Consider the following 20461-nt stretch of genomic DNA (forward strand, 5'->3'; position numbering starts at 1 on the left):
TCTTGCCCATTCAACACGTCCATCGAACGTCGAACCGCGCCTTGCCCCGCGCAGGTTTCGAGCATTTTCGGATGTCGGTTTATCGCCACTTACACGTAGGAAAAATCTGTAGGCAGCGACGATTTGTCGCAGATCTTATTCTTTGTTGATTGAACGTTCAATCAAAACAAAATAGACTGGCCCTCAATCCGATAGGCGTCATTCGCCCGTCGGAAGGCCTAAGGAGATGTGCAAGATGCCCAAGGTCGGTATGCAACCCATCCGCCGCCAACAACTGATCGAAGCCACTTTGCAGGCGGTTGATCAGGTCGGAATGGGGGACGCCAGCATTGCGCTGATCGCCCGTTTGGCCGGTGTCTCGAATGGCATCATCAGTCACTATTTTCAGGACAAGAATGGCCTGATCGCCGCCACGATGCGGTATCTGATGACCGCCCTCAGCGAGAGCGTCACCGCGCGCCGTCAGGCGCTGGCAGACAGCAGCCCCCGGGCGCATCTGCAGGTGATCATCGAAGGCAACTTCGACGCCAGCCAGGTCAATGGCCCGGCAATGAAAACCTGGCTGGCCTTCTGGGCCACCAGCATGCACCAGCCGTCTTTGCACAGGTTGCAGCGGATCAACGATCACCGTCTGTATTCCAACCTGTGCTGCGAGTTCCGCCGTGTGTTGCCGCTCGAAGATGCGCGCACCGCCGCCCGTGGACTGGCAGCTCTGATCGACGGCTTGTGGTTGCGCGGCGCGCTGTCGGGAGACGCTTTCGACACTGCGCAGGCGCAACAGATCGCTTACGAATACATGGATTTCCAATTGGCCAAGCAGGTGAGCTAGAGCACAGAGAAAACGCTCGGCCCCTGAACTGTCACCGACCAGTGATGCCACAGCTACATGGCTCACCCGGTGATCAACGCCAACCACTAATGCACTTGCGAGGACACTATGGCCCGTTTCGAACTGCAAAAACTCTACATCGATGGCGCGTACTCCGACGCCGGCAGCGATGCCACCTTCGAAGCCATCAACCCGGCTAACGGTGAAGTCCTCGCACAAGTGCAACGTGCGACCAAGGAAGACGTCGAGCGCGCTGTGGTCAGCGCCGAAAAGGGCCAGAAAATCTGGGCCGCGATGACCGCCATGGAGCGTTCGCGCATCCTGCGTCGCGCCGTCGACATCCTGCGCGAGCGCAACGATGAACTGGCTGCCCTGGAAACCCTGGACACCGGTAAAGCCTTCTCCGAAACCAAGTACGTCGACATCGTCACCGGCGCCGACGTGCTGGAATACTACGCAGGCCTGGTACCCGCCATCGAAGGCGAGCAGATCCCGCTGCGTGACACCGCATTCGTCTACACCCGTCGCGAGCCGCTGGGCGTTGTCGCCGGTATCGGCGCGTGGAACTACCCGATCCAGATCGCTCTGTGGAAATCCGCTCCAGCCCTGGCGGCCGGTAACGCGATGATCTTCAAGCCAAGCGAAGTCACCTCGCTGACCACCCTGAAACTGGCCGAGATCTACACCGAAGCCGGCGTTCCGAACGGTGTGTTCAACGTGCTGACCGGCAGCGGCCGTGAAGTCGGCACCTGGCTGACCGAGCACCCGCGCATCGAGAAGATCTCCTTCACCGGCGGCACCGACACCGGCAAGAAGGTAATGGCCAGCGCTTCGGCTTCGTCGCTCAAAGACGTGACCATGGAACTGGGCGGCAAGTCCCCGCTGATCATCTGCGACGACGCCGACCTGGATCGCGCCGCCGACACCGCCATGATGGCCAACTTCTACAGCTCCGGTCAGGTCTGCACCAACGGCACTCGCGTCTTCGTACCGAGCCACCTGAAAGCCGCTTTCGAAGCCAAGATCGTCGAGCGCGTTGCCCGCATCCGTGTTGGCAACCCGGAAGACGAAAACACCAACTTCGGCCCGCTGGTCAGCTTCCCGCACATGGAAAGCGTGCTGGGTTACATCGCCAAGGGTAAAGAAGAAGGCGCCCGCGTTCTGTGCGGCGGCGAACGTCTGACCGACGGCGAATTCGCCAAGGGCGCGTTCGTGGCTCCGACCGTGTTCACCGACTGCACCGACGACATGACCATCGTCCGTGAAGAAATCTTCGGCCCGGTGATGGCGATCCTGACCTACGAAACCGAAGAAGAAGTGATCCGTCGCGCCAACGACACCGACTTCGGCCTGGCCGCCGGTATCGTCACCCGCGACCTGAACCGCGCCCACCGCGTGATTCATCAACTGGAAGCCGGTATCTGCTGGATCAACGCCTGGGGCGAGTCCGACGCAAAAATGCCGGTTGGCGGTTACAAGCAGTCGGGCGTCGGCCGTGAGAACGGCATCAGCTCGCTGAACAACTTCACTCGCATCAAATCGGTACAGGTCGAGCTGGGCGATTACGTCTCGGTGTTCTAAGACCCGCCATTGTGTGCTGCCCGCGAAGCCGCCTTCGCGGGCAAGCCCGCTCCCACAAGGGAAGCGCTGGCTGTCTGACCTGACCAACTTCAAAGAGGGTGCATTCAATGTCCCAAGAATTCGATTACATCATCGTCGGTGCCGGCTCTGCCGGTAACACCCTGGCGACCCGTCTGACTGAAGACGAAGGCGTCACCGTCCTGCTGCTCGAAGCGGGCGGCCCGGACTACCGTTTCGACTTCCGCACGCAAATGCCGGCCGCTCTGGCATTCCCGCTGCAAGGCCGTCGCTACAACTGGGCGTACGAAACCGATCCAGAGCCACACATGGACGGTCGCCGGATGGAATGCGGTCGCGGCAAGGGCCTCGGCGGCTCCTCGCTGATCAACGGCATGTGCTACATCCGTGGCAACGCGATGGACTACGACGGCTGGGCGAAACTGCCAGGCCTGGAAGACTGGACCTACCTCGACTGCCTGCCGTACTTCCGCAAAGCGGAAACCCGCGACATCGGCCCGAACGACTACCACGGTGGCGAAGGCCCGGTCAGCGTGACCACGCCGAAGGCGGGCAACAACCCGCTGTTCCACGCCATGGTTGAAGCCGGCGTGCAAGCCGGTTACCCGCGCACCGAAGACCTGAACGGCTACCAGCAGGAAGGCTTCGGCCCGATGGACCGCACCGTGACGCCGAAAGGCCGTCGTGCTTCCACCGCCCGTGGTTATCTGGACGTGGCCAAGAAGCGTTCGACCCTGACCATCGTCACTCACGCCCTGACCGACAAGGTTCTGTTCGAAGGCAAGCGTGCCGTTGGCGTGCGTTACCTGGTCGGCGCCGCTGAAGAGCGCGTTGAAGCCCGCGCCCGCAAAGAAGTCATCGTCTGCTCCGGCGCGATCGCTTCGCCGCAACTGCTGCAACGCTCCGGCGTCGGCCCGGCGAAACTGCTGGAAAGCCTCGACATCCCGGTCGTTCACGATCTGCCGGGCGTCGGCGAAAACCTGCAGGATCACCTTGAGCTGTACCTGCAATACGCTTGCACCCAACCGGTCTCGCTGTACCCGTCGCTGCTCTGGTACAACCAGCCGGCCATCGGTGCCGAATGGCTGTTCAACGGCACCGGCATCGGCGCCAGCAACCAGTTCGAAGCCGGCGGTTTCATCCGTACTCGCGAAGAGTTCGAATGGCCGAACATCCAGTACCACTTCCTGCCGGTCGCGATTAACTACAACGGCAGCAACGGTGTGAAAGAGCACGGCTTCCAGGCACACATGGGTTCCATGCGCTCGCCGAGCCGCGGTCGCATCCAGGTCAAATCCAAGGATCCGCGCCAGCACCCGAGCATCCTGTTCAACTACATGGCCACCGAGCAGGACTGGCAGGAATTCCGCGACGGCATCCGCCTGACCCGTGAAATCATGCAACAGCCTGCACTGGACGCCTTCCGTGGCCGCGAAATCAGCCCGGGCATCGAAGTGCAAACCGATGAGCAACTGGACAAGTTCATCCGCGAGCACGCCGAAACTGCGTTCCACCCATCCTGCTCGTGCAAGATGGGCACCGACGACATGGCCGTAGTGGATGGCGAAGGCCGCGTGCACGGCATGCAGGGTCTGCGTGTGGTCGATGCCTCGATCATGCCAATCATCACCACCGGCAACCTGAACGCGCCGACGATCATGATGGCCGAGAAAATCGCCGACAAGATCCGTGGCCGCCAGCCGCTGCCGCGCAGCAAGGCGCCGTACTACGTCGCTGGCGATGCGCCGGTGAAAGGCAAGGCACTGCGTGATGTGAGCGCTGTTGCTCAGTAATTCAGCTACACCGCATCAAGGCTAATCGCGAGCAGGCTCGCTCCCACATTTGGAATGCATTTCAACTGTGGGAGCGAGCTTGCTCGCGATGGGGCCCTACTGATCACCACCTATCTCTCTGCTTCCTACAGTAAATCCCCCTACACCCCCTCTTCACTTGATCCTACCCCCTCGCAGGCCTACTCTAGTCCTCGCCCAATCGTTTCACCCCCTCCCCGCCGAATCCGCTTCGCCGTTTCTCCCATAACAAGGAGGTTTCCCTGATGTTCGATTTCCACCCCCAGCTCAAGCAGCGCTTCGCTGCCTTGCGCACGGGCGCCGAGTTTTTTTCCTTGCGGTATGTCCGCGAGTCCGGCCAGTACCTGTCGGTGCGCAAGAACGTCGCCGAGCCGCCGAGCCTGAGCCGCGACGAAGGCGCGATGCTCACCGTCCGGGTCAACGGCGTCGAAGCCTACGCCGCGACCAATGATCTGTCGCAACAAGGCCTGCAAGCCGCCCTTGAGCGTGCCGAGCAACAGGCCCGGCGGATCAAGCCCCACGCCCTGCTCGACCTGAGCAAGCAGCCGGTGTCCAGCGACCGCGCCGACTACTTTTCACCCAATCTCGAACAACCCTTTCCGTCCCTGAGCGAATGCTTCGAGCTGCTCGGCGCGGAATCCGCCTCGGTGCCCAAGGATGAGCGCCTGGTGAATTGGGAAGTGAGCATCGGCATCACCCACGTCGAACAGATCTACCTGAGCAGCGCTGGCGCCGAATTGCGTCAGGCCCAGCGTTTCGTCTATCCAGGCCTGGACGTCACCGCCTACGACGGCAACGACAGCCAGACCCGCAGCCTCGGCCGCGAGAACTTCGGCCAGCAGGGCGGCGCCGACGTGATCAGCCGCTGCGGTTTGATCGGTGCCGGCCCGCAAGTCGCCGATCAGGCGCTGCAACTGCTGCTCGCGCCGAACACCCCGCAAGGCCCGCGCGACCTGCTGCTGATGCCCGACCAGATGATGCTGCAGATCCACGAATCCATCGGCCACCCGCTGGAGCTCGACCGGATCCTCGGTGACGAGCGCAATTACGCCGGCACCAGTTTTGTCAAAGCCTCGGATTTCGGCAGCCTGCAATACGGCTCGAAACTGCTCAACGTGACGTTCGATCCGGGCATCCCGGAAGAACTCGCCAGCTACGGCCATGACGACGACGGCACAGCTGCCAGCAAACAATTCCTGATTCGCGAAGGCCTGCTGGTCCGTCCGTTGGGCGGCGCACTGTCTCAGTTCCGCGCGGGCCTGGACGGCGTCGCCAACAGCCGCGCCTGTGGCTGGAACCGCCCACCGATCGATCGCATGGCCAACCTCAACATCGAGCCGGGTGACCAGCCGCTGGAGCAACTGATCGGCGGCATCGAAAACGGCATCCTGATGAGCACCAACCGCTCATGGTCTATCGACGATGCACGCAACAAATTCCAGTTCGGCTGCGAATGGGGCCAGCTGATCGAAAACGGCGAACTCAAGGGCGTGGTGAAAAACCCGAACTACCGGGGCATTTCCGCGCACTTCTGGAAGAGCCTGCGCGCCGTCGGCAACGCCGGCACCACCCAGGTGCTGGGCACGCCGAACTGCGGCAAGGGCGAACCGAACCAGGTGATCCGCGTCGGCCATGCGTCGCCGGCCTGCGTGTTCAGCAATGTTGATGTGTTTGGGGGAGACGCCTGATGAGTATTTCCAAGAACCCGTCCGAGGCGTTCAAGGTGCTGGTCAACTGGCTGCGCGATGCGGTGCGCGAGCCGGAACAGTTCACCCTGAGTTACGACGCCGAATCGTCGGCCTTCGTCCGTTTCAACCACGCCAAGGTGCGTCAGGCCGGGCAAGTGCAACAAGCCGGTATCGGTCTGAAACTGATCGATGACGGTCGCCATGCCGACCTGCACATCACCCTGTCCGGTGAGCAGGCCACCGACCTGCAACGCCTCGCCGAAGGTTTGCAGCAACTGCGCGAAACCCTGCCGCTGCTGCCGCAGGATCCGTACCTGTTGCTCAACCACAACGGCTGGCAGAGCAAGAATGTGCAGGAACATCCGCTGCCGGACACCGAGCAGGTCGTGGCTGAAATCGCCCAGGCGGCCGAAGGTCTGGATCTGGTCGGTTTCTACGCCGCCGGTCCGATCAGCCGTGGTTTCGCCAGTTCTTCCGGTGCGTTCGGCTGGCATCAGGCCAACAGTTTCAACTTCGACTTCAGCCTGTTCCACGAGAACGGCGAAGCAGTGAAGGCCAGCTACGCCGGGCATGACTGGAACAGCGAAGACTTCGCCAAACGTATCCAGCAGGCTCGCGAACAACTCGAGTTTCTCGGTCGCCCGCTGCGCACCTTGCCGCCCGGCCAATACCGCGCCTATCTGGCACCGGCAGCCCTGGAAGAAATCATGGGCATGCTGTGCTGGGGCGGTTTCTCGGCGCAGTCGATTGCCAGCAAAAGCAGCCCGCTGCAGAAGCTGTATGCAGGCGATCAGGCGTTCAGTCCGCTGGTGTCCCTTGACGAGAAAGTCAGCGATTCGCTGAGCCCGGCGTTTTCCGGCGAAGGTTATCCGCGCAGTGATCTGCGGTTGATCATCGAAGGCAAGGCGGGTGATCAGTTGGTAGGTTCGCGCAGTGCTGCCGAATATGGTCTGACAGCCAACGGTGCCGGCGGTGGCGAGTCACCGAGCGCGCTGAACATGGGCGCAGGCGATCTGCCGCAGGCCGAGATCCTCAAGCAGTTGGGCACCGGGTTGTACATCAGCAATCTGTGGTACCTGAACTTCTCCGATCAACCGGCGGCACGACTGACCGGCATGACCCGGTTTGCCACGTTCTGGGTCGAGAATGGCGAGATTCAGGCGCCGGTCAGCACCATGCGTTTCGACGACAGTGCCTACAGCCTGCTGGGTTCGCAGCTGGAAGCGTTGACTGCCGAGCGGGAGTTGCTGCTCTCGGCGAGCACCTACAGCCAGCGCAATACCTCATCGGCGTTGTTGCCGGGAGCGCTGGTGAGCCGATTGACCCTGACCCTCTGATACAAATCGTTCCCGCGCCTTGCGCGGGAACGATCATCCACCGCCCCACACCACAAGAGGTTCCATGCCCAACCGCCCGCCTCTCGACGCCATCACCGCCCGCTGGTTGCCGTGGGTCGTCGCCATCGCTTTCTTCATGCAGTCCCTCGACGGGACCATCCTCAACACCGCCCTGCCGGCCATGGCCAGGGATCTGGCCGAAGACCCGCTGCGCATGCAGGGCGTGATCATCGCCTACATGCTCACCGTGGCCCTGCTGATTCCGGCCTCGGGCTGGATCGCCGACCGCTTCGGCACCAAGAAAATCTTCTTCGGCGCAATCCTGCTGTTCAGCCTCGGCTCCCTGCTGTGCGCCTTGTCGAGCAGCCTGAGCATGCTGATCGGCGCGCGCGTGATCCAGGGCCTCGGCGGTGCGCTGATGCTGCCGGTCGGGCGTTTGGTGGTGCTGCGCGCCTACCCGCGCTCGGAACTGGTGCGGATCATGGGTTTCATCACCATTCCCGGCCTGCTCGGCCCGCTGATCGGCCCGACCATGGGCGGCTGGATGGTGGAATACCTGACGTGGCACTGGATCTTCCTGATCAACCTGCCGGTCGGCGTCATCGGTTGCTACGCGGTGTGGAAATTCATCCCCGACCTGCGCGGCACCGAGCGAACGCGTTTCGATAGCCTGGGTTTCCTGCTGTTCGGCGCGGCGATGGTGCTGATCACCATCGCCATGGAAGGCCTCGGCGAACTGCACCTGCCGCACCTGCGGGTGATGCTGTTGCTGTTCGGCGGCATGGCGTGTCTGGCGGCGTACTGGTTGCGCGCCGGGCACATTGAAAACCCGCTGTTCGCGCCATCGCTGTTCAAGACCCGCACCTTCGCGGTCGGTATTCTCGGCAACCTGTTCGCCCGGCTGGGCAGCGGCGCCCTGCCGTTTCTGGTGCCGTTGCTGCTGCAAGTGGCGCTGGGTTATTCGCCGTCCCAGGCGGGGATGAGCATGCTGCCGCTGGCCGCTGCCGCGATGGTCGCCAAGTGGGGCGCGCGGCCGCTGATCGAACGTCTGGGCTATCGCATCGTGCTGACCGGCAACACGCTGTTTCTGGGGATCATGCTGGCGAGCATGGGCCTGGTCAGCGAGCAGACGCCGTACTGGCTGCTGCTGTGCCTGCTGGCGATTCTCGGGGCGATCAACTCGCTGCAATTCACCGCGATGAACACCGTGACCCTGATCGACCTCGACGACGCCAGCGCCAGCAGCGGCAACAGTTTGCTGTCGGTGGTGGCGCAGTTGTCGCTGAGCCTCGGCGTGGCGTGCGCCGGTGCGCTGCTCGGCGGCTTCACGGCAGAGATCGGCAACGACGGCGTTGAGACCGTGTTGGGCGCGTTTCAGCTCACGTTCGTGACTGTTGGGATCATGGCGATGCTCGCCGCGACCATTTTTTCTCAACTTTCAAAGAATGACGGACGGCGAGTCAGGCGTCCGGAAGAACACATCGAGTCTTAGGGCTATTGGCCACCGGGCTGGTACACTGCGCGACATTTTGTTTTGCAGGCCAGTCCCGTGACCACCATCGCCACCGCTTTTAATACTTTGCCGCTGTCCGCCGCCATGCTGGCTAACCTCGACTCCCTCGGTTATGCCCAGATGACGCCGATCCAGGCGCAGAGCTTGCCGGTGATCCTCAAGGGGATGGACCTGATCGCCCAGGCCAAGACCGGCAGCGGCAAGACTGCCGCGTTCGGCATCGGCCTGCTGAACCCGATCAATCCGCGCTACTTCGGTTGCCAGGCGCTGGTGATTTGCCCGACCCGCGAGCTGGCCGACCAGGTCGCCAAGGAAATCCGTCGTCTGGCCCGTGCCGAAGACAACATCAAGGTCCTGACCCTGTGCGGCGGCGTATCCTTCGGCCCGCAGATCGGCTCGCTGGAACACGGCGCGCACATCATCGTCGGCACCCCGGGCCGCATCCAGCAGCACCTGCGCAAGGGTTCGCTGGTTCTCGACGGCTTGAACACGCTGATCCTCGACGAAGCCGACCGCATGCTCGACATGGGTTTCTACGACGCCATCGAAGACATCATTGAGCAGACCCCGGCCCGCCGTCAGACCCTGCTGTTCTCGGCCACCTACCCGGTGGGCATCAAGCAACTGGCGTCGAAGTTCATGCGTGATCCGCAAACGGTGAAAGCCGAAGCGTTCCACGACGACACCCAGATCGAACAGCGCTTCTACGAGATTTCCCCGGAAGAGCGCATGAGCGCGGTGACCAAGGTCCTACATCACTTCCGCCCAGCGTCCACCGTGGCGTTCTGCTTCACCAAGCAGCAAGTGCAGGAAACCGTCGATCACCTGACGTCCAAAGGCATTTCCGCCGTCGGCCTGCACGGCGATCTGGAGCAGCGTGACCGCGATCAGGTGCTGGCGATGTTCGCCAACCGCAGTACTTCGGTGCTGGTTGCCACCGACGTTGCCGCCCGTGGTCTGGACATCGATGCGCTGGACATGGTGATCAACGTCGAACTGGCCCGCGACTCGGAAATCCACATTCACCGCGTCGGCCGTACCGGTCGTGCCGGCGAGAAAGGCATCGCGGTCAGCCTCGTTGCGCCGTCCGAAGCGCACCGCGCGCAAGCCATCGAACAACTGCAGAAAACCCCGCTGAACTGGGATCAGGTAGACAACCTCAAATCCCAGGGCGGTGCCCCGCTGCAACCGCCGATGAGCACGCTGTGCATCGCTGGCGGGCGCAAGGACAAGGTGCGTCCGGGCGACATTCTTGGTGCACTGACCGGTGAAGCCGGCATTCCGGGCGCCCAGGTCGGCAAGATCGCGATCTTCGACTTCCAGTCCTATGTGGCTGTTGAACGCACCGTGGTCATGCAGGCGCTGCAGCGTTTGAACAACGGCAAGATCAAGGGTCGTTCGCTGCGCGTTCGCGTCTTGTAAGAACGCTGATCGTTCCCACGCTCCGCGTGGGAATGCCGCCATGGACGCTCTGCGTCCGCTTTTAAATCGTGACGCAGAGCGTCACAGGATGCATTCCCACGCAGACGGTTCGACGCCTCGACGTGGGAACGATCTGCGTGGTCATTGTGTGAGGACACCGTTTTGCGCTCTACCGAAGTCGTGATCATTGGCGCTGGCGCCGCAGGGTTGATGTGTGCACTGACCGCCGCCGGGCGCGGACGTCAGGTATTGCTGCTCGACCACGCGAACAAGGCCGGCAAGAAAATTCTGATGTCCGGCGGTGGGCGCTGCAACTTCACCAACATGTACACCGAACCGAGCAATTTTCTCTCGCAGAATGCGCACTTCTGCAAATCCGCGCTGGCCCGCTACACCCAGTGGGATTTCATCGGCATGGTCGCCAAGCACGGCGTGCCGTATCACGAGAAAAAACTCGGCCAACTGTTCTGCGATAACAAATCCAGCGACATCCTCGGCATGCTGCTGGACGAGTGCGATCAGGTCGGCGTCAACCTGCACCTCGACACTTCGATCCAGACCATCGAGAAGGTCGAGGGCGGTTACCTGCTCGACACCACCCTCGGCCAGATCCAGTGCCAGTCGCTGGTGATCGCCACTGGCGGGCTGTCGATCCCGACGTTGGGCGCCACCGGTTTCGGTTATCAGGTCGCCAAGCAGTTCGGCCACGACCTGCTGCCGACCCGCGCCGGTCTGGTGCCGTTCACCATCACCGATCAGCTCAAGGAGCTGTGCACCGAACTGTCCGGCACCTCGGTGGATTGTCTGGTCAGCTGCAACGACCAGAGCTTTCGCGAGAACATCCTGTTCACTCACCGTGGTCTGAGCGGTCCGGCGATTCTGCAGATTTCCTCGTTCTGGGAGCCGGGCGACACGGTCGAGATCAACCTGCTGCCCGATCACGACGCCGCGAGCTGGCTGCAACAGCAGACCGCCGAGCGCCCGAACAGCGAACTGAAAACCCTGCTCGGCGAAATCTTCACCAAGAAGATGGCCAACCTGCTGGCGGACAACTGGTTCGTCTCCAAACCGATGAAGCAATACACCCACGCCGAACTAGCGGACATCGCCGAGAAGCTGGGCAGCTGGAAGGTTGTCCCGGCCGGCACCGAAGGCTACCGCACCGCCGAAGTGACGCTGGGCGGCGTCGACACCCGAGAAGTCTCGTCCAAGACCATGGAATCGCTGAAAAGCCCGGGCCTCTACTTCGTTGGTGAAGTGCTGGATGTCACCGGGCATCTGGGCGGATTCAACTTCCAGTGGGCGTGGGCATCGGGTTACGCGGCGGCGCAATACGTCTGATTCGAAGGCCGTGCGGAACACTTTTTGCTGTCAGATGTGATCGGCGCCATTGCGTCGGCGTCATTACTGGCTCAATTTAGCGGCATCGCCTCGGAAGGCCTTCGCACTTCATGTCCTCGACCTCGTTTCGTCAGTCTTTGCGGCGCCTGTGGGCGCTGGATAAATTCAGCTACAGCGTGCGGGTGTTCATCGCCCTGACCGGCAGCATGGCGCTGTGCTGGTATCAGGATGAAATGGGGCTGCTGATCCCGCTGTTCCTCGGGATCATCGCCAGCGCCCTGGCCGAGACCGACGACAGTTGGCAGGGCCGCCTCAACGCACTGGCGGTGACGCTGGTGTGTTTCAGCGTCGCGGCGCTGTCCGTGGAATTGCTCTTCCCCTACCCCATCGTTTTCGTCATCGCTTTGGCACTGGCCAGCTTCGGCCTGACCATGCTCGGTGCGCTCGGCGAGCGTTATGGCGCGATTGCTTCGGCGACGCTGATTCTTTCCGTCTACACCATGATCGGCGTGGATCAGCGCGGTGGCGCGGTCACGGACTTCTGGCACGAGCCGATGCTGCTGGTTGCCGGCGCTGCGTGGTACGGCCTGCTGTCGGTGCTGTGGCAGGCGATGTTTTCCAATCAGCCGGTGCAGCAAAGTCTGGCGCGGCTGTTTCGCGAACTGGGCTATTACCTGAAGCTGAAATCCTCGCTGTTCGAGCCGATCCGTCAGATGGACGTCGAAGCCCGGCGTTTGGAACTGGCCCAGCAGAACGGCCGCGTCGTCGCCGCATTGAACAGCGCCAAGGAAATCATCCTGCACCGGGTCGGCAACGGTCGTCCCGGCTCGAAAGTCAGCCGCTACCTGAAGCTGTACTTCCTGGCGCAAGACATTCACGAACGCGCCAGCTCTTCGCATTACCCCTACAACGCCCTGGCCGATGCTTTTTTCCACAGCGATGTCTTGTTCCGCTGCCAGCGCCTGCTGCGCCAGCAAGGCAAAGCCTGCCGGGCGCTGGCCGAATCGATCCAGATGCGCCAACCGTTCATCTACGACGCGAGTTTCGCCGAAGCCCTGAGCGACCTGCACGCTTCCCTCGAACACCTGCGCATCCAGAGCAACCCGGCCTGGCGCGGACTGCTCCGTTCGTTGCGGGCACTGGCGGCCAACCTCGGTACCCTCGACCGTTTGCTCAGCGACGCCAGCAACCCCGACGCCCTGGCCGATGCCACCGACAGCAGCCTGCTCGACCGCTCGCCGCGTAACTTCAAGGACGTGTGGATTCGTCTGCGCACGCAGCTGACGCCAACCTCGCTGCTGTTCCGCCACGCCCTGCGTTTGCCGCTGGCGCTGAGCATCGGCTACGGCATGGTGCACCTGATTCACCCGTCGCAAGGCTACTGGATCATCCTCACCACGCTGTTCGTCTGCCAGCCGAACTACGGCGCCACCCGGCGCAAACTCGGCCAACGGATTTTCGGCACGGCGATCGGCCTGACGATTGCCTGGGCGCTGTTCGATCTGTTCCCGAACCCGCTGGTGCAGTCGTGCTTCGCCATCGCCGCCGGCGTGGTGTTCTTTACCAACCGCACCACCCGCTACACCGTGGCCACCGCCGCGATCACGATCATGGTGCTGTTCTGCTTCAACCAGGTCGGCGATGGCTATGGTCTGTTTGTGCCAAGGCTGTTCGATACCTTGCTCGGCAGCTTGATCGCCGGACTTGCGGTGTTCCTGTTCCTGCCGGACTGGCAGGGTCGGCGCCTGAACAAAGTGCTGGCCAACACCCTCACCTGCAATAGCATCTATTTGCGCCAGATCATGCAGCAATACGCCGCCGGCAAGAGCGACGACCTCGCTTATCGCCTGGCCCGACGCAATGCGCACAACGCCGACGCCGCACTCTCCACGACGCTGGCGAACATGCTGATGGAGCCGGGGCATTTCCGGAAGGAAGCCGACGTCGGTTTCCGCTTCCTGGTGCTGTCGCACACCTTGCTCAGCTATCTGTCAGGCCTCGGCGCACACCGGGAAACCCAGCTGCCGGCCGAGGTGCGCGAGCACCTGATCGACGGCGCCGGGGTGAGTCTGGCGGCGAGCATCGATGAAATTGCCCAGGGGCTGGCGAGCAAACAGCCAATCGCGATTCAGAGCGATGAGGAAGAGGCGCTGGCCAACGAGCTTGAGCAGATGCCGGACGAAATCGACGAAGGCCAGCGGCTGGTGCAGACACAACTGGCGCTGATTTGCCGTCAACTCGGACCGTTGCGCACGCTGGCGGCGCACCTGATCAAAGACACAGCCGAAGATTGAGCCGCCTCACATCCCATGCTGCCTCAGCAGCTTGTCATAGCTGCCATCGGCCTTCATCGACGCAATCGCCTTGTCGAACCCGGCCACGATCTGCTCGTGCTGCGGGTTCTTCAGGCTGACAAGAATGTGCAAGCTGTTCTCGCTCAGCGGCTTGGGCAGAAACTCCACCGCGTTGCGCACTTTCGGTGACTCCCGGGCCAGGTAATAGCGGGCGACGTATTCGTCTTCCAGGGTCAGCTTGACCCGGTCCGCCGCCAGCATGCGCACGGCCATGGCGAAGTTATGCACAGGGACTTTCTGCAACGCGGTGTCGGCATCGAACGGCGCCGAATAGGCATAGCCGCGCACTACCGCAATCGGATAGGTGTGCAGTTCCTGCAGGTTGTTGTATTCGATGGGCGCGTCTTTGCGCTTGAGAAAACGCACGCGATTGAGCAGGTACTCGGCAGAAAACTGCCCCAGCTTCGTGCGCTCGTCGTTGTACCAGGCGTTGACCAGCACGTCGTAACGTCCTTCGCCAACACCCATCAACGCCCGCGCCCACGGCACCTGCTCATAACCGCTGGCATAACCGGCACGGGCCAGGGCCGTGCTCACGATGTCGGTCGCCAGCCCACCGTTGACCAGCGTGTCATCGGTAAAGGGCGGCCAGACGTCGAACACCAGACGCAATTTCTCCGCTGCAGCGCTTTGACCCAGCAACAGCAATCCGATCAAAGCAAAGGCTCGATGCAATCGCGGCATGCTTGAAAATCCTTAGCGGGCGGGCCGCCCGACGTGTTTTCAGTCAAAACCCCAAGGCCCCTTACCGGCGAATCCCAGGCCCTAACATTAGCTCATTGAAGCCATCGCACAGCGCTTCCCAGCAGATTACACAAAGTACGGCGGGCCGCGATATTGGAATGATGGCATTTTGGCCTTTGTCACAGATTTCTCAGCCATACAGACATATTTCGGCGCTGCGCTTAGTATCGGGCGACGTAGTTCAAGGAATCGGAAGATGACAATCGAGTGGGTCTGCAAACATCACAGCGATCTGGGACTGGAGCAGCTGTACGCCATTTTGAAATTGCGCTCGGAAGTGTTCGTGGTCGAACAGCGCTGCGCGTATCTGGATCCGGACGGTCAGGATCTGGACGGTGACACCTGCCATTTGATGGGCTGGGACGGTGATCAGCTGGTGGCGTACCTGCGCCTGCTGGATCCGGAATCCCAGGGTGGCGACGTGGTGATCGGCCGCGTGCTGACCGCACCGGCCGGGCGTGGCAAAGGGCTGGGGCATGAAATGATGGAGCAGGCGCTGAAACAGGCCGAAAAGCGTTGGCCTGAAGTGCCGATCTATCTGTCGGCCCAGGCGCATTTGCAGGGGTATTACGGGCGGTACGGGTTTGTGGTGGCGGGTGAGGAATATCTTGAGGATGACATTCCGCATATTGGTATGCGGCGGTCTTGAGATTTCCCCTTCGCGGGCTTGCCCGCGAAGGGACTGCTCAGGTCAGGGATACTCGAGAACAGCCTTGATCTGCCGCAAATTCCGCTCAATCCACCCCCGATCAATCGCCCCCCACTCCCGAATCCGATAACGCCCCGCATGATTGCGCGCGCCCTCTTCCTGCTCGAACTCACAGACGATATCCAGATCCGCCAGCGCCGCAATCGTGTCCTGCGCCGTGCGCCGGGGCATGCCGGTGACCTCGGTCAGCGCGGGCACGCTGCTCGCCAGGCCGCTGTCGATCAGGTACGCCACATACAAGCGCCGGTAGAAACTGCTCTTGGTCTTGCTTACGTCCATGCATGCGCTCCGTTGTTTGATGTCTTATTGCATGTCCCGCCACGTCAGATACACCCGCAGGTCGAACTCGACCTGGTGGTAGCCCGGCAGCATGTGCTCGCATAACTTATAGAACGCCTTGTTGTGATCCGACTCCTTGAAGTGCGCCAGCTCGTGCACGACGATCATCTTCAGAAACTCCGGCGCGGCGTCCTTGAACAGCGAGGCGATGCGAATCTCTTTCTTGGCCTTGAGCTTGCCGCCCTGCACCCGCGACACCGTGGTGTGCAGACCGAGGGCGCGATGGGTCAGGTCGAGGCGGTTGTCGAACAGCACCTTGTCGATGGCCGGGGCGTTGCGCAGGTATTCCTGTTTCAAGTCCAGCGCGTAGCCGTACAACGCCTTGTCGCTCTGCACATCGTGGCGGCCCGGATAACGTTGGCTCAGGTAATCACCGAGGCGGTTGTCGGCGATCAATTGGCGCACCTGATCCTGCAGATTCGCGGGATAGGCCTGGAGGTATTTCAACGCAGTCATGGGGCGGCACGGGTCATGAAAAGGCCGCCAGTGTAGCGAATTCAACCGGCCAACGCGCTCCAGTCGAACGGCTCGGTAAAGCGTGCGGTGTCCTCGGCGACCAACGGACGCGCCACCAGGAAACCTTGCACATACTCGCAACCATGAGCTTGCAGCCACTGGTATTGCTCGACGGTTTCCACGCCTTCGGCAATCACCAGCAAGCCGTATTCCTTACATAAGTCGATGACCGTGCGCACCAGCGAAGCGTCGCGGGACGAGTCCGGCAATCGGGCGATCAGGTGGCGATCGAGCTTGAGGGTGTCCAGTTCCAGATCGCGCAGATGCGACAGCGAGCAGGACCCGGAACCGAAATCGTCCAGCGCCACCCGCACCCCGAGATTGCGCAGCAGCTTCAGCTGTTTGCGGGTCTCGTCCGGGTTGATCGTCAGCGCCTCTTCGGTGACTTCCACTTCCATCTGGTGCGGCTGCAAACCATGGCGTTCCAGTACCTGGCGCAATTCGGTGACCAGATTCGGCAGGCCGAACTGGGTGTTGCTCAGGCTCACGCCGATCACCAGATCCTTGGAGAACTCGGATTCCCACGCCTTACGCTGTCCGGCGCTGCGATGATAAATCCAGCTGCCGAGCCGGCTGATCAACGTCGCCTCCTCCAGCAACGGCAGGAACAGCCCCGGCGGCACATCACCGACACTCGGGTGCTGCCAGCGCAGCAACGCTTCGAAACCGCGAATCTTGCCATCGCCAATCGCCACTTGCGGCTGATAGACCAGATTGAAATCCCGGTTCTCGATGGCGTTGCGCACGCTCTCTTCCAGCATCAGCCGTGAGCGCGCACGGCCGTTCATTTCATGATCGTAGAAGCGATATTGCTGACGCCCGGCACGCTTGGCTTCGTACATGGCGATGTCCGAGGCGCGCATCAGACCGTCGAGGTTGTTACCGCAATCCGGGTAGGTGGCGATGCCGATACTGGCACCCAGCGCAATATCGAGGCCTTCGATCTGCTGACAGATCGAAACCCGTTCGATGAGCTTCTCGGCAATCTTCGCCGCTTGTTCAGGGAATTCCAGATCCAGCAGTGCGGTGAATTCATCGCCGCCCATCCGCGCCAGAATGTCGAACGGCCGCAGGCAGGCTTTCAATTGTTCGGAGACCCAGCGCAACACTCGGTCCCCGGCATCATGGCCGAGGGAATCGTTGACCCTCTTGAAGCCGTCGAGATCGAGGTACATCAGCACCCAACTGCTGTCCGTGCGCTCGCCGCGCAACAGCAGGTTTTCCACAGTCTGGTAAAAACCCCGACGATTGAGCAGCCCGGTCAGCGGGTCGGTGACAGCCTGAAATTCCAGCTGCTGATGCAGATGGCGCACCACCGACATGTCCAGCACCGTCACCACCATCGCGTGCTGTTCGCTCGGCAGCGGCGCGCAGGACAGGGCCACCGGCACTTGCTGGCCCGGCGCGGTACGCAGCAACGCGTCGTGTAAGCGCAACGTCTCGCCGCGTTTGTAACTGGCATAAAACTCGGAATCGGCCCACAGCGGAATGTGCGGTTTCTGCAGGAAATCGAGAAACTCCTGCCCTTCCAGCTCCTTCACCGGCGCATTGAGCAACCGGGAAATCGCCGGATTGGCGAAGCGGATCAAGCCATCCTCGGCCAGCACCAGAATGCCTTCGGCCGCGTTATCCAGCACCGACGCATTGAAGGCCCGCGCCGATTCCAGATCCTGACTCAAGCGCTGCAACGCCCGGCGATTGCGCTGGTGCTCCAGCAACGCCTGGACTTTGGGCTTGAGAATTTGCGGATCGAAGGGTTTGAACAGGTAATCCACCGCACCGCTGGCGTAGCCCTTGATCACGGCGTCCTGGGACTGCTCGTTGGCGGTGAGGAAAATGATCGGGGTCAGGCGCGTGCGCTGACTGCCGCGCATCAGCCGCGCGACTTCGAAACCGTCCATGCCCGGCATCTGCACATCCAGCAGCACCAGATCGACGTCGTGTTCGAGCAGCAGGCTGAGGGCTTCGAAACCGGAAGCCGCGGTCATCACCTGCCAGTCCTGGCGCTGCAGCAACGCGCGCATGCTGATCAGATTTTCAGGGTAATCATCAACGATCAAAAGGACTGAGCTGCCTTCACCTGGCTGGGGTTGCGCGCATTCCATGCTGCTTCTCTTGTCGGGACATCTGGTGTCGGGGCATTTCGGATCAGTGTTCCGGGCGGTTTCTCGTGAAAACCGTACAGTCACTGAGCCTTCACTCTAGTCCGGGATCTGTAAAAGCAGTAGCTGTCACCAAGCCATCATTTAACCAAACCGGTAAGTAGCCGACTAACGGTCACCGCTGTAGCCCCCGAAAACCGGGAAAGATGGCATTTCGACAGGATGTTGACGCCAATCATCCGCCAGACGGCCGTTAACAAAAAATCCCTCTACGCTTATAAAGGCCGCCCCCAAGACCCGCGGGCTAGAGCTTCTGGCACGCGCGTGCAACAGCAAGAGAGTGGAAGAACCGACATGATCGACCTCGCAACCTGGAACCTCAGCGTTCCCGTTGGCAGCCCGCCCTACACCGTCGAAACCTCCAAACTGGTGAACGGCTTCAAGGATCAGTACTTCCATTCCGACACCGGCACCCTGTTCTTCTGGTCCCCGGTGACCGGCTCGAAAACCGAAAACGCCATCTACCCCCGCACCGAACTGCGCGAAACCTACAGCAACGGCACCCTGCGCAACTGGTACTACCCGGACGCCGACAACCTGCTGCGCGCGACCCTCTCGGTCAACAAGGTGCCCAGCTCGGGCAAGATTGTCATTGGCCAGATCCACGCCTATGAAAGCCAGAAGCCGATGCTCAAGCTTGAGTACCAGTACAAAGACAAAACCGAGACCGGCAACCTGGTGATCAAACTGCGCACCCATCCGGATCAGGACGAAAGCCGCGTCATCACCCTCGCCACCGGGATCAAACTCAATCGCGAATTCAACTACCTCATTCACCTGAGCCCCGGCGGCGCACTGGGTGTGAGTGCGGCCGGGTATCAGTGGGATTCGCAGATCAGCGCGACGTGGCGCAACAAGCCGCTGTATTTCAAGGCAGGCGTGTATGTGCAGGACAACACCGGGTACACCAGCGAGGGTGGGCAGGTGACGTTCTCAAAACTGGACATTGACCACGACAAATAACCTGTGGGAGCTGCGGTGCGACGATTCGACTTGCCAGCGATGGCGCCTGCGGCAGCGCTGACGTTTAAACGGTCATGTTTAAAGCAGCCCGGCGCAACTTCCCGAAGCCTACAACGGCTTGCGTCGCTGCCTACCGGTACGCCAGAATCCGCCGGCTTGTGCGCCTGGAGGGCCGTCGGTAACTTGATTCCGGTCACTGATTCGCAGTGATCGGGTTTAGTAGCCCGTGGTGTTTTCAGCTACGTGCAACGCGCTGTCCATCAGACATTCCAGTCTGACTGTGATGGTGGCTGTGCGCAGGGCGCTTCGGCGCGCCGGTCAATGCTGAATACTCCCCGGTCTACTAACCTGCGCACAGCTGCCACCCTTCTTTTAGTAGGGAAGGACAAGCAGCTCCTTACAGGAGTTTTCAGCATATGTTCAAAGCTACGCCAAACCCGCCAGACACCGATCTGGCCTCCCCCTACGATTCCCTCGACCCCAAAAAACTCAACGAAGCCGCCGAACGCGCCCTCGACCACTACCTCTGCCCCGGCGCCCGCATCATGGCCACGGTCAACGAACCCGACCGCATGTACTTCGCCAATCCCGCGTACAACACCGAATCCCTGCTGGCCAACGCCAGCGAAACCCTCGGCTCCGCCAGCGAAATGCTCAACAACTTCGCCGCGACTCTCCCTCCCGCCGACCGCAAAACCGCGATAGGCATTGCGCAGCTGGTGATGCTAGGGGAAGTGGCGGTGAATCAGGCGCTGGATCACGTAGAGCCGAAATAATCCGCTCTATCTAAAAAACCCGCTTCACGGCGGGTTTCTCGAAGTGAAATGTTGTGTTTGCACAACATGATTCTTCAAATGTTACGGTAGCGAACATGGACTACGTCCTATTGATCAGCCGTCTAGGTAATCAACTACGCGAAAAACGTATAGCTCGCGGCCTGACGCAAGCACAGCTTGCCGAGCTCGCGGGGCTGACACGATACAAAATCATCGCAGTGGAGAAAGGCGCTCCATCTGTCAGCATGATCGCCTACGCACGCACCCTGGCAGCTCTGGATAGTGAGCTTGTTGTCATTCCAGCGGTTATGCCGACTCTTGAAGAGCTCGCGGAGGTATTCAAATGATCTCCGATTTT

17 protein-coding genes are annotated in these 20461 nt (G+C 61.3%); 13 read left to right on the plus strand and 4 right to left on the minus strand.

Features of this window, described 5'->3' with window-relative positions; genetic code table 11:
* The first annotated feature begins 235 nt into the window (after positions 1-235).
* The 9 genes from betI (at position 236) to yccS (ending at position 13834) form a co-directional block, all read left to right on the plus strand.
* On the plus strand, positions 236-829 hold the full coding sequence (gene betI / locus AC1RT4_RS07125) for a transcriptional regulator BetI (RefSeq protein ID WP_007959743.1): 594 nt from the start codon (positions 236-238) through the stop codon (positions 827-829).
* 108 nt (positions 830-937) lie between these two features.
* Positions 938-2410: a betaine-aldehyde dehydrogenase gene (gene betB / locus AC1RT4_RS07130; RefSeq protein WP_007959741.1), complete on the plus strand. Its 1473-nt coding sequence runs from the start codon at positions 938-940 to the stop codon at positions 2408-2410.
* A gap of 107 nt (positions 2411-2517) precedes the next feature.
* A complete protein-coding gene (gene betA / locus AC1RT4_RS07135) occupies positions 2518-4221 on the plus strand; it encodes a choline dehydrogenase (protein ID WP_115079462.1) in 1704 nt (567 codons plus the stop codon).
* A 263-nt stretch (positions 4222-4484) separates the two neighbouring features.
* The gene (locus AC1RT4_RS07140; RefSeq protein ID WP_493084658.1) at positions 4485-5927 is read left to right on the plus strand and encodes a TldD/PmbA family protein; all 1443 of its coding nucleotides are present in this window, start codon (positions 4485-4487) and stop codon (positions 5925-5927) included.
* Positions 5927-7264, plus strand: coding sequence for a TldD/PmbA family protein (locus AC1RT4_RS07145; RefSeq protein WP_007959735.1), 1338 nt, complete (start codon positions 5927-5929; stop codon positions 7262-7264). Before AC1RT4_RS07140 ends, AC1RT4_RS07145 begins: the two co-directional genes overlap by 1 nt.
* Positions 7265-7328: 64 nt before the next feature.
* Positions 7329-8756 carry a multidrug transporter subunit MdtD gene (mdtD, locus tag AC1RT4_RS07150; protein WP_007959733.1) on the plus strand — a complete coding sequence of 476 codons (1428 nt, stop codon included), beginning with the start codon at positions 7329-7331 and terminating at the stop codon, positions 8754-8756.
* Positions 8757-8813: 57 nt separating this feature from the next.
* Positions 8814-10199, plus strand: coding sequence for an ATP-dependent RNA helicase DbpA (gene dbpA, locus AC1RT4_RS07155; protein ID WP_007959732.1), 1386 nt, complete (start codon positions 8814-8816; stop codon positions 10197-10199).
* 162 nt (positions 10200-10361) lie between these two features.
* On the plus strand, positions 10362-11540 hold the full coding sequence (locus AC1RT4_RS07160; protein WP_273904315.1) for a BaiN/RdsA family NAD(P)/FAD-dependent oxidoreductase: 1179 nt from the start codon (positions 10362-10364) through the stop codon (positions 11538-11540).
* 110 nt (positions 11541-11650) lie between these two features.
* Positions 11651-13834: a YccS family putative transporter gene (gene yccS, locus AC1RT4_RS07165; RefSeq protein ID WP_007959728.1), complete on the plus strand. Its 2184-nt coding sequence runs from the start codon at positions 11651-11653 to the stop codon at positions 13832-13834.
* 6 nt (positions 13835-13840) lie between these two features.
* Here yccS and AC1RT4_RS07170 read toward each other — a convergent pair whose 3' ends face one another.
* Entirely contained in the window at positions 13841-14578 is a 738-nt protein-coding gene (locus AC1RT4_RS07170) for a substrate-binding periplasmic protein (RefSeq protein ID WP_064380188.1), read from the minus strand.
* A gap of 256 nt (positions 14579-14834) precedes the next feature.
* On the opposite strand from AC1RT4_RS07170, the gene AC1RT4_RS07175 reads away from it, so the two are divergent.
* Positions 14835-15287, plus strand: coding sequence for a GNAT family N-acetyltransferase (locus tag AC1RT4_RS07175; RefSeq protein ID WP_011336314.1), 453 nt, complete (start codon positions 14835-14837; stop codon positions 15285-15287).
* Positions 15288-15329: 42 nt separating this feature from the next.
* On the opposite strand, the gene AC1RT4_RS07180 is transcribed toward AC1RT4_RS07175, so the two are convergent.
* Genes AC1RT4_RS07180 through AC1RT4_RS07190 form a run of 3 tightly spaced genes read right to left on the minus strand, consistent with a single transcriptional unit; the run spans position 15330 to position 18307 of the window.
* On the minus strand, positions 15330-15626 hold the full coding sequence (locus tag AC1RT4_RS07180; RefSeq protein ID WP_007894945.1) for a winged helix-turn-helix domain-containing protein: 297 nt from the start codon (positions 15624-15626) through the stop codon (positions 15330-15332).
* A gap of 24 nt (positions 15627-15650) precedes the next feature.
* Positions 15651-16142 carry a M48 metallopeptidase family protein gene (locus AC1RT4_RS07185; protein WP_007959720.1) on the minus strand — a complete coding sequence of 164 codons (492 nt, stop codon included), beginning with the start codon at positions 16140-16142 and terminating at the stop codon, positions 15651-15653.
* 41 nt (positions 16143-16183) lie between these two features.
* Complete coding sequence (locus AC1RT4_RS07190) at positions 16184-18307, minus strand: putative bifunctional diguanylate cyclase/phosphodiesterase (protein WP_493084663.1); 2124 nt, start codon at positions 18305-18307, stop codon at positions 16184-16186.
* Between the two features lie 351 nt (positions 18308-18658).
* Between AC1RT4_RS07190 and AC1RT4_RS07195 the strand changes: the two genes are divergently transcribed.
* The 3 genes from AC1RT4_RS07195 to AC1RT4_RS07205 all read left to right on the plus strand — a co-directional run bounded on the left by AC1RT4_RS07195 (position 18659) and on the right by AC1RT4_RS07205 (position 20450).
* Positions 18659-19327: a polysaccharide lyase family 7 protein gene (locus AC1RT4_RS07195; protein WP_007959711.1), complete on the plus strand. Its 669-nt coding sequence runs from the start codon at positions 18659-18661 to the stop codon at positions 19325-19327.
* 416 nt (positions 19328-19743) lie between these two features.
* Positions 19744-20103: a DUF6124 family protein gene (locus AC1RT4_RS07200; protein WP_493084666.1), complete on the plus strand. Its 360-nt coding sequence runs from the start codon at positions 19744-19746 to the stop codon at positions 20101-20103.
* Positions 20104-20198: 95 nt separating this feature from the next.
* Complete coding sequence (locus AC1RT4_RS07205; protein WP_493084668.1) at positions 20199-20450, plus strand: helix-turn-helix domain-containing protein; 252 nt, start codon at positions 20199-20201, stop codon at positions 20448-20450.
* Positions 20451-20461: the final 11 nt, after the last annotated feature.

The sequence above is a fragment of the Pseudomonas sp. GW821-FHT11D10 genome (assembly GCF_058808435.1).

What these genes read in the sequence shown, in the direction of transcription:
- AC1RT4_RS07185 (WP_007959720.1), bottom strand. Translation starts at nt 16,142, where the DNA reads ATGACTGCGTTGAAATACCTCCAGGCCTATCCCGCGAATCTGCAGGAT.
- yccS (WP_007959728.1), top strand. Translation starts at nt 11,651, where the DNA reads ATGTCCTCGACCTCGTTTCGTCAGTCTTTGCGGCGCCTGTGGGCGCTG.
- AC1RT4_RS07180 (WP_007894945.1), bottom strand. Translation starts at nt 15,626, where the DNA reads ATGGACGTAAGCAAGACCAAGAGCAGTTTCTACCGGCGCTTGTATGTG.
- mdtD (WP_007959733.1), top strand. Translation starts at nt 7,329, where the DNA reads ATGCCCAACCGCCCGCCTCTCGACGCCATCACCGCCCGCTGGTTGCCG.
- betI (WP_007959743.1), top strand. Translation starts at nt 236, where the DNA reads ATGCCCAAGGTCGGTATGCAACCCATCCGCCGCCAACAACTGATCGAA.
- AC1RT4_RS07195 (WP_007959711.1), top strand. Translation starts at nt 18,659, where the DNA reads ATGATCGACCTCGCAACCTGGAACCTCAGCGTTCCCGTTGGCAGCCCG.
- AC1RT4_RS07200 (WP_493084666.1), top strand. Translation starts at nt 19,744, where the DNA reads ATGTTCAAAGCTACGCCAAACCCGCCAGACACCGATCTGGCCTCCCCC.
- betB (WP_007959741.1), top strand. Translation starts at nt 938, where the DNA reads ATGGCCCGTTTCGAACTGCAAAAACTCTACATCGATGGCGCGTACTCC.
- AC1RT4_RS07205 (WP_493084668.1), top strand. Translation starts at nt 20,199, where the DNA reads ATGGACTACGTCCTATTGATCAGCCGTCTAGGTAATCAACTACGCGAA.
- betA (WP_115079462.1), top strand. Translation starts at nt 2,518, where the DNA reads ATGTCCCAAGAATTCGATTACATCATCGTCGGTGCCGGCTCTGCCGGT.
- AC1RT4_RS07175 (WP_011336314.1), top strand. Translation starts at nt 14,835, where the DNA reads ATGACAATCGAGTGGGTCTGCAAACATCACAGCGATCTGGGACTGGAG.
- AC1RT4_RS07170 (WP_064380188.1), bottom strand. Translation starts at nt 14,578, where the DNA reads ATGCCGCGATTGCATCGAGCCTTTGCTTTGATCGGATTGCTGTTGCTG.
- AC1RT4_RS07190 (WP_493084663.1), bottom strand. Translation starts at nt 18,307, where the DNA reads ATGGAATGCGCGCAACCCCAGCCAGGTGAAGGCAGCTCAGTCCTTTTG.
- AC1RT4_RS07145 (WP_007959735.1), top strand. Translation starts at nt 5,927, where the DNA reads ATGAGTATTTCCAAGAACCCGTCCGAGGCGTTCAAGGTGCTGGTCAAC.
- AC1RT4_RS07140 (WP_493084658.1), top strand. Translation starts at nt 4,485, where the DNA reads ATGTTCGATTTCCACCCCCAGCTCAAGCAGCGCTTCGCTGCCTTGCGC.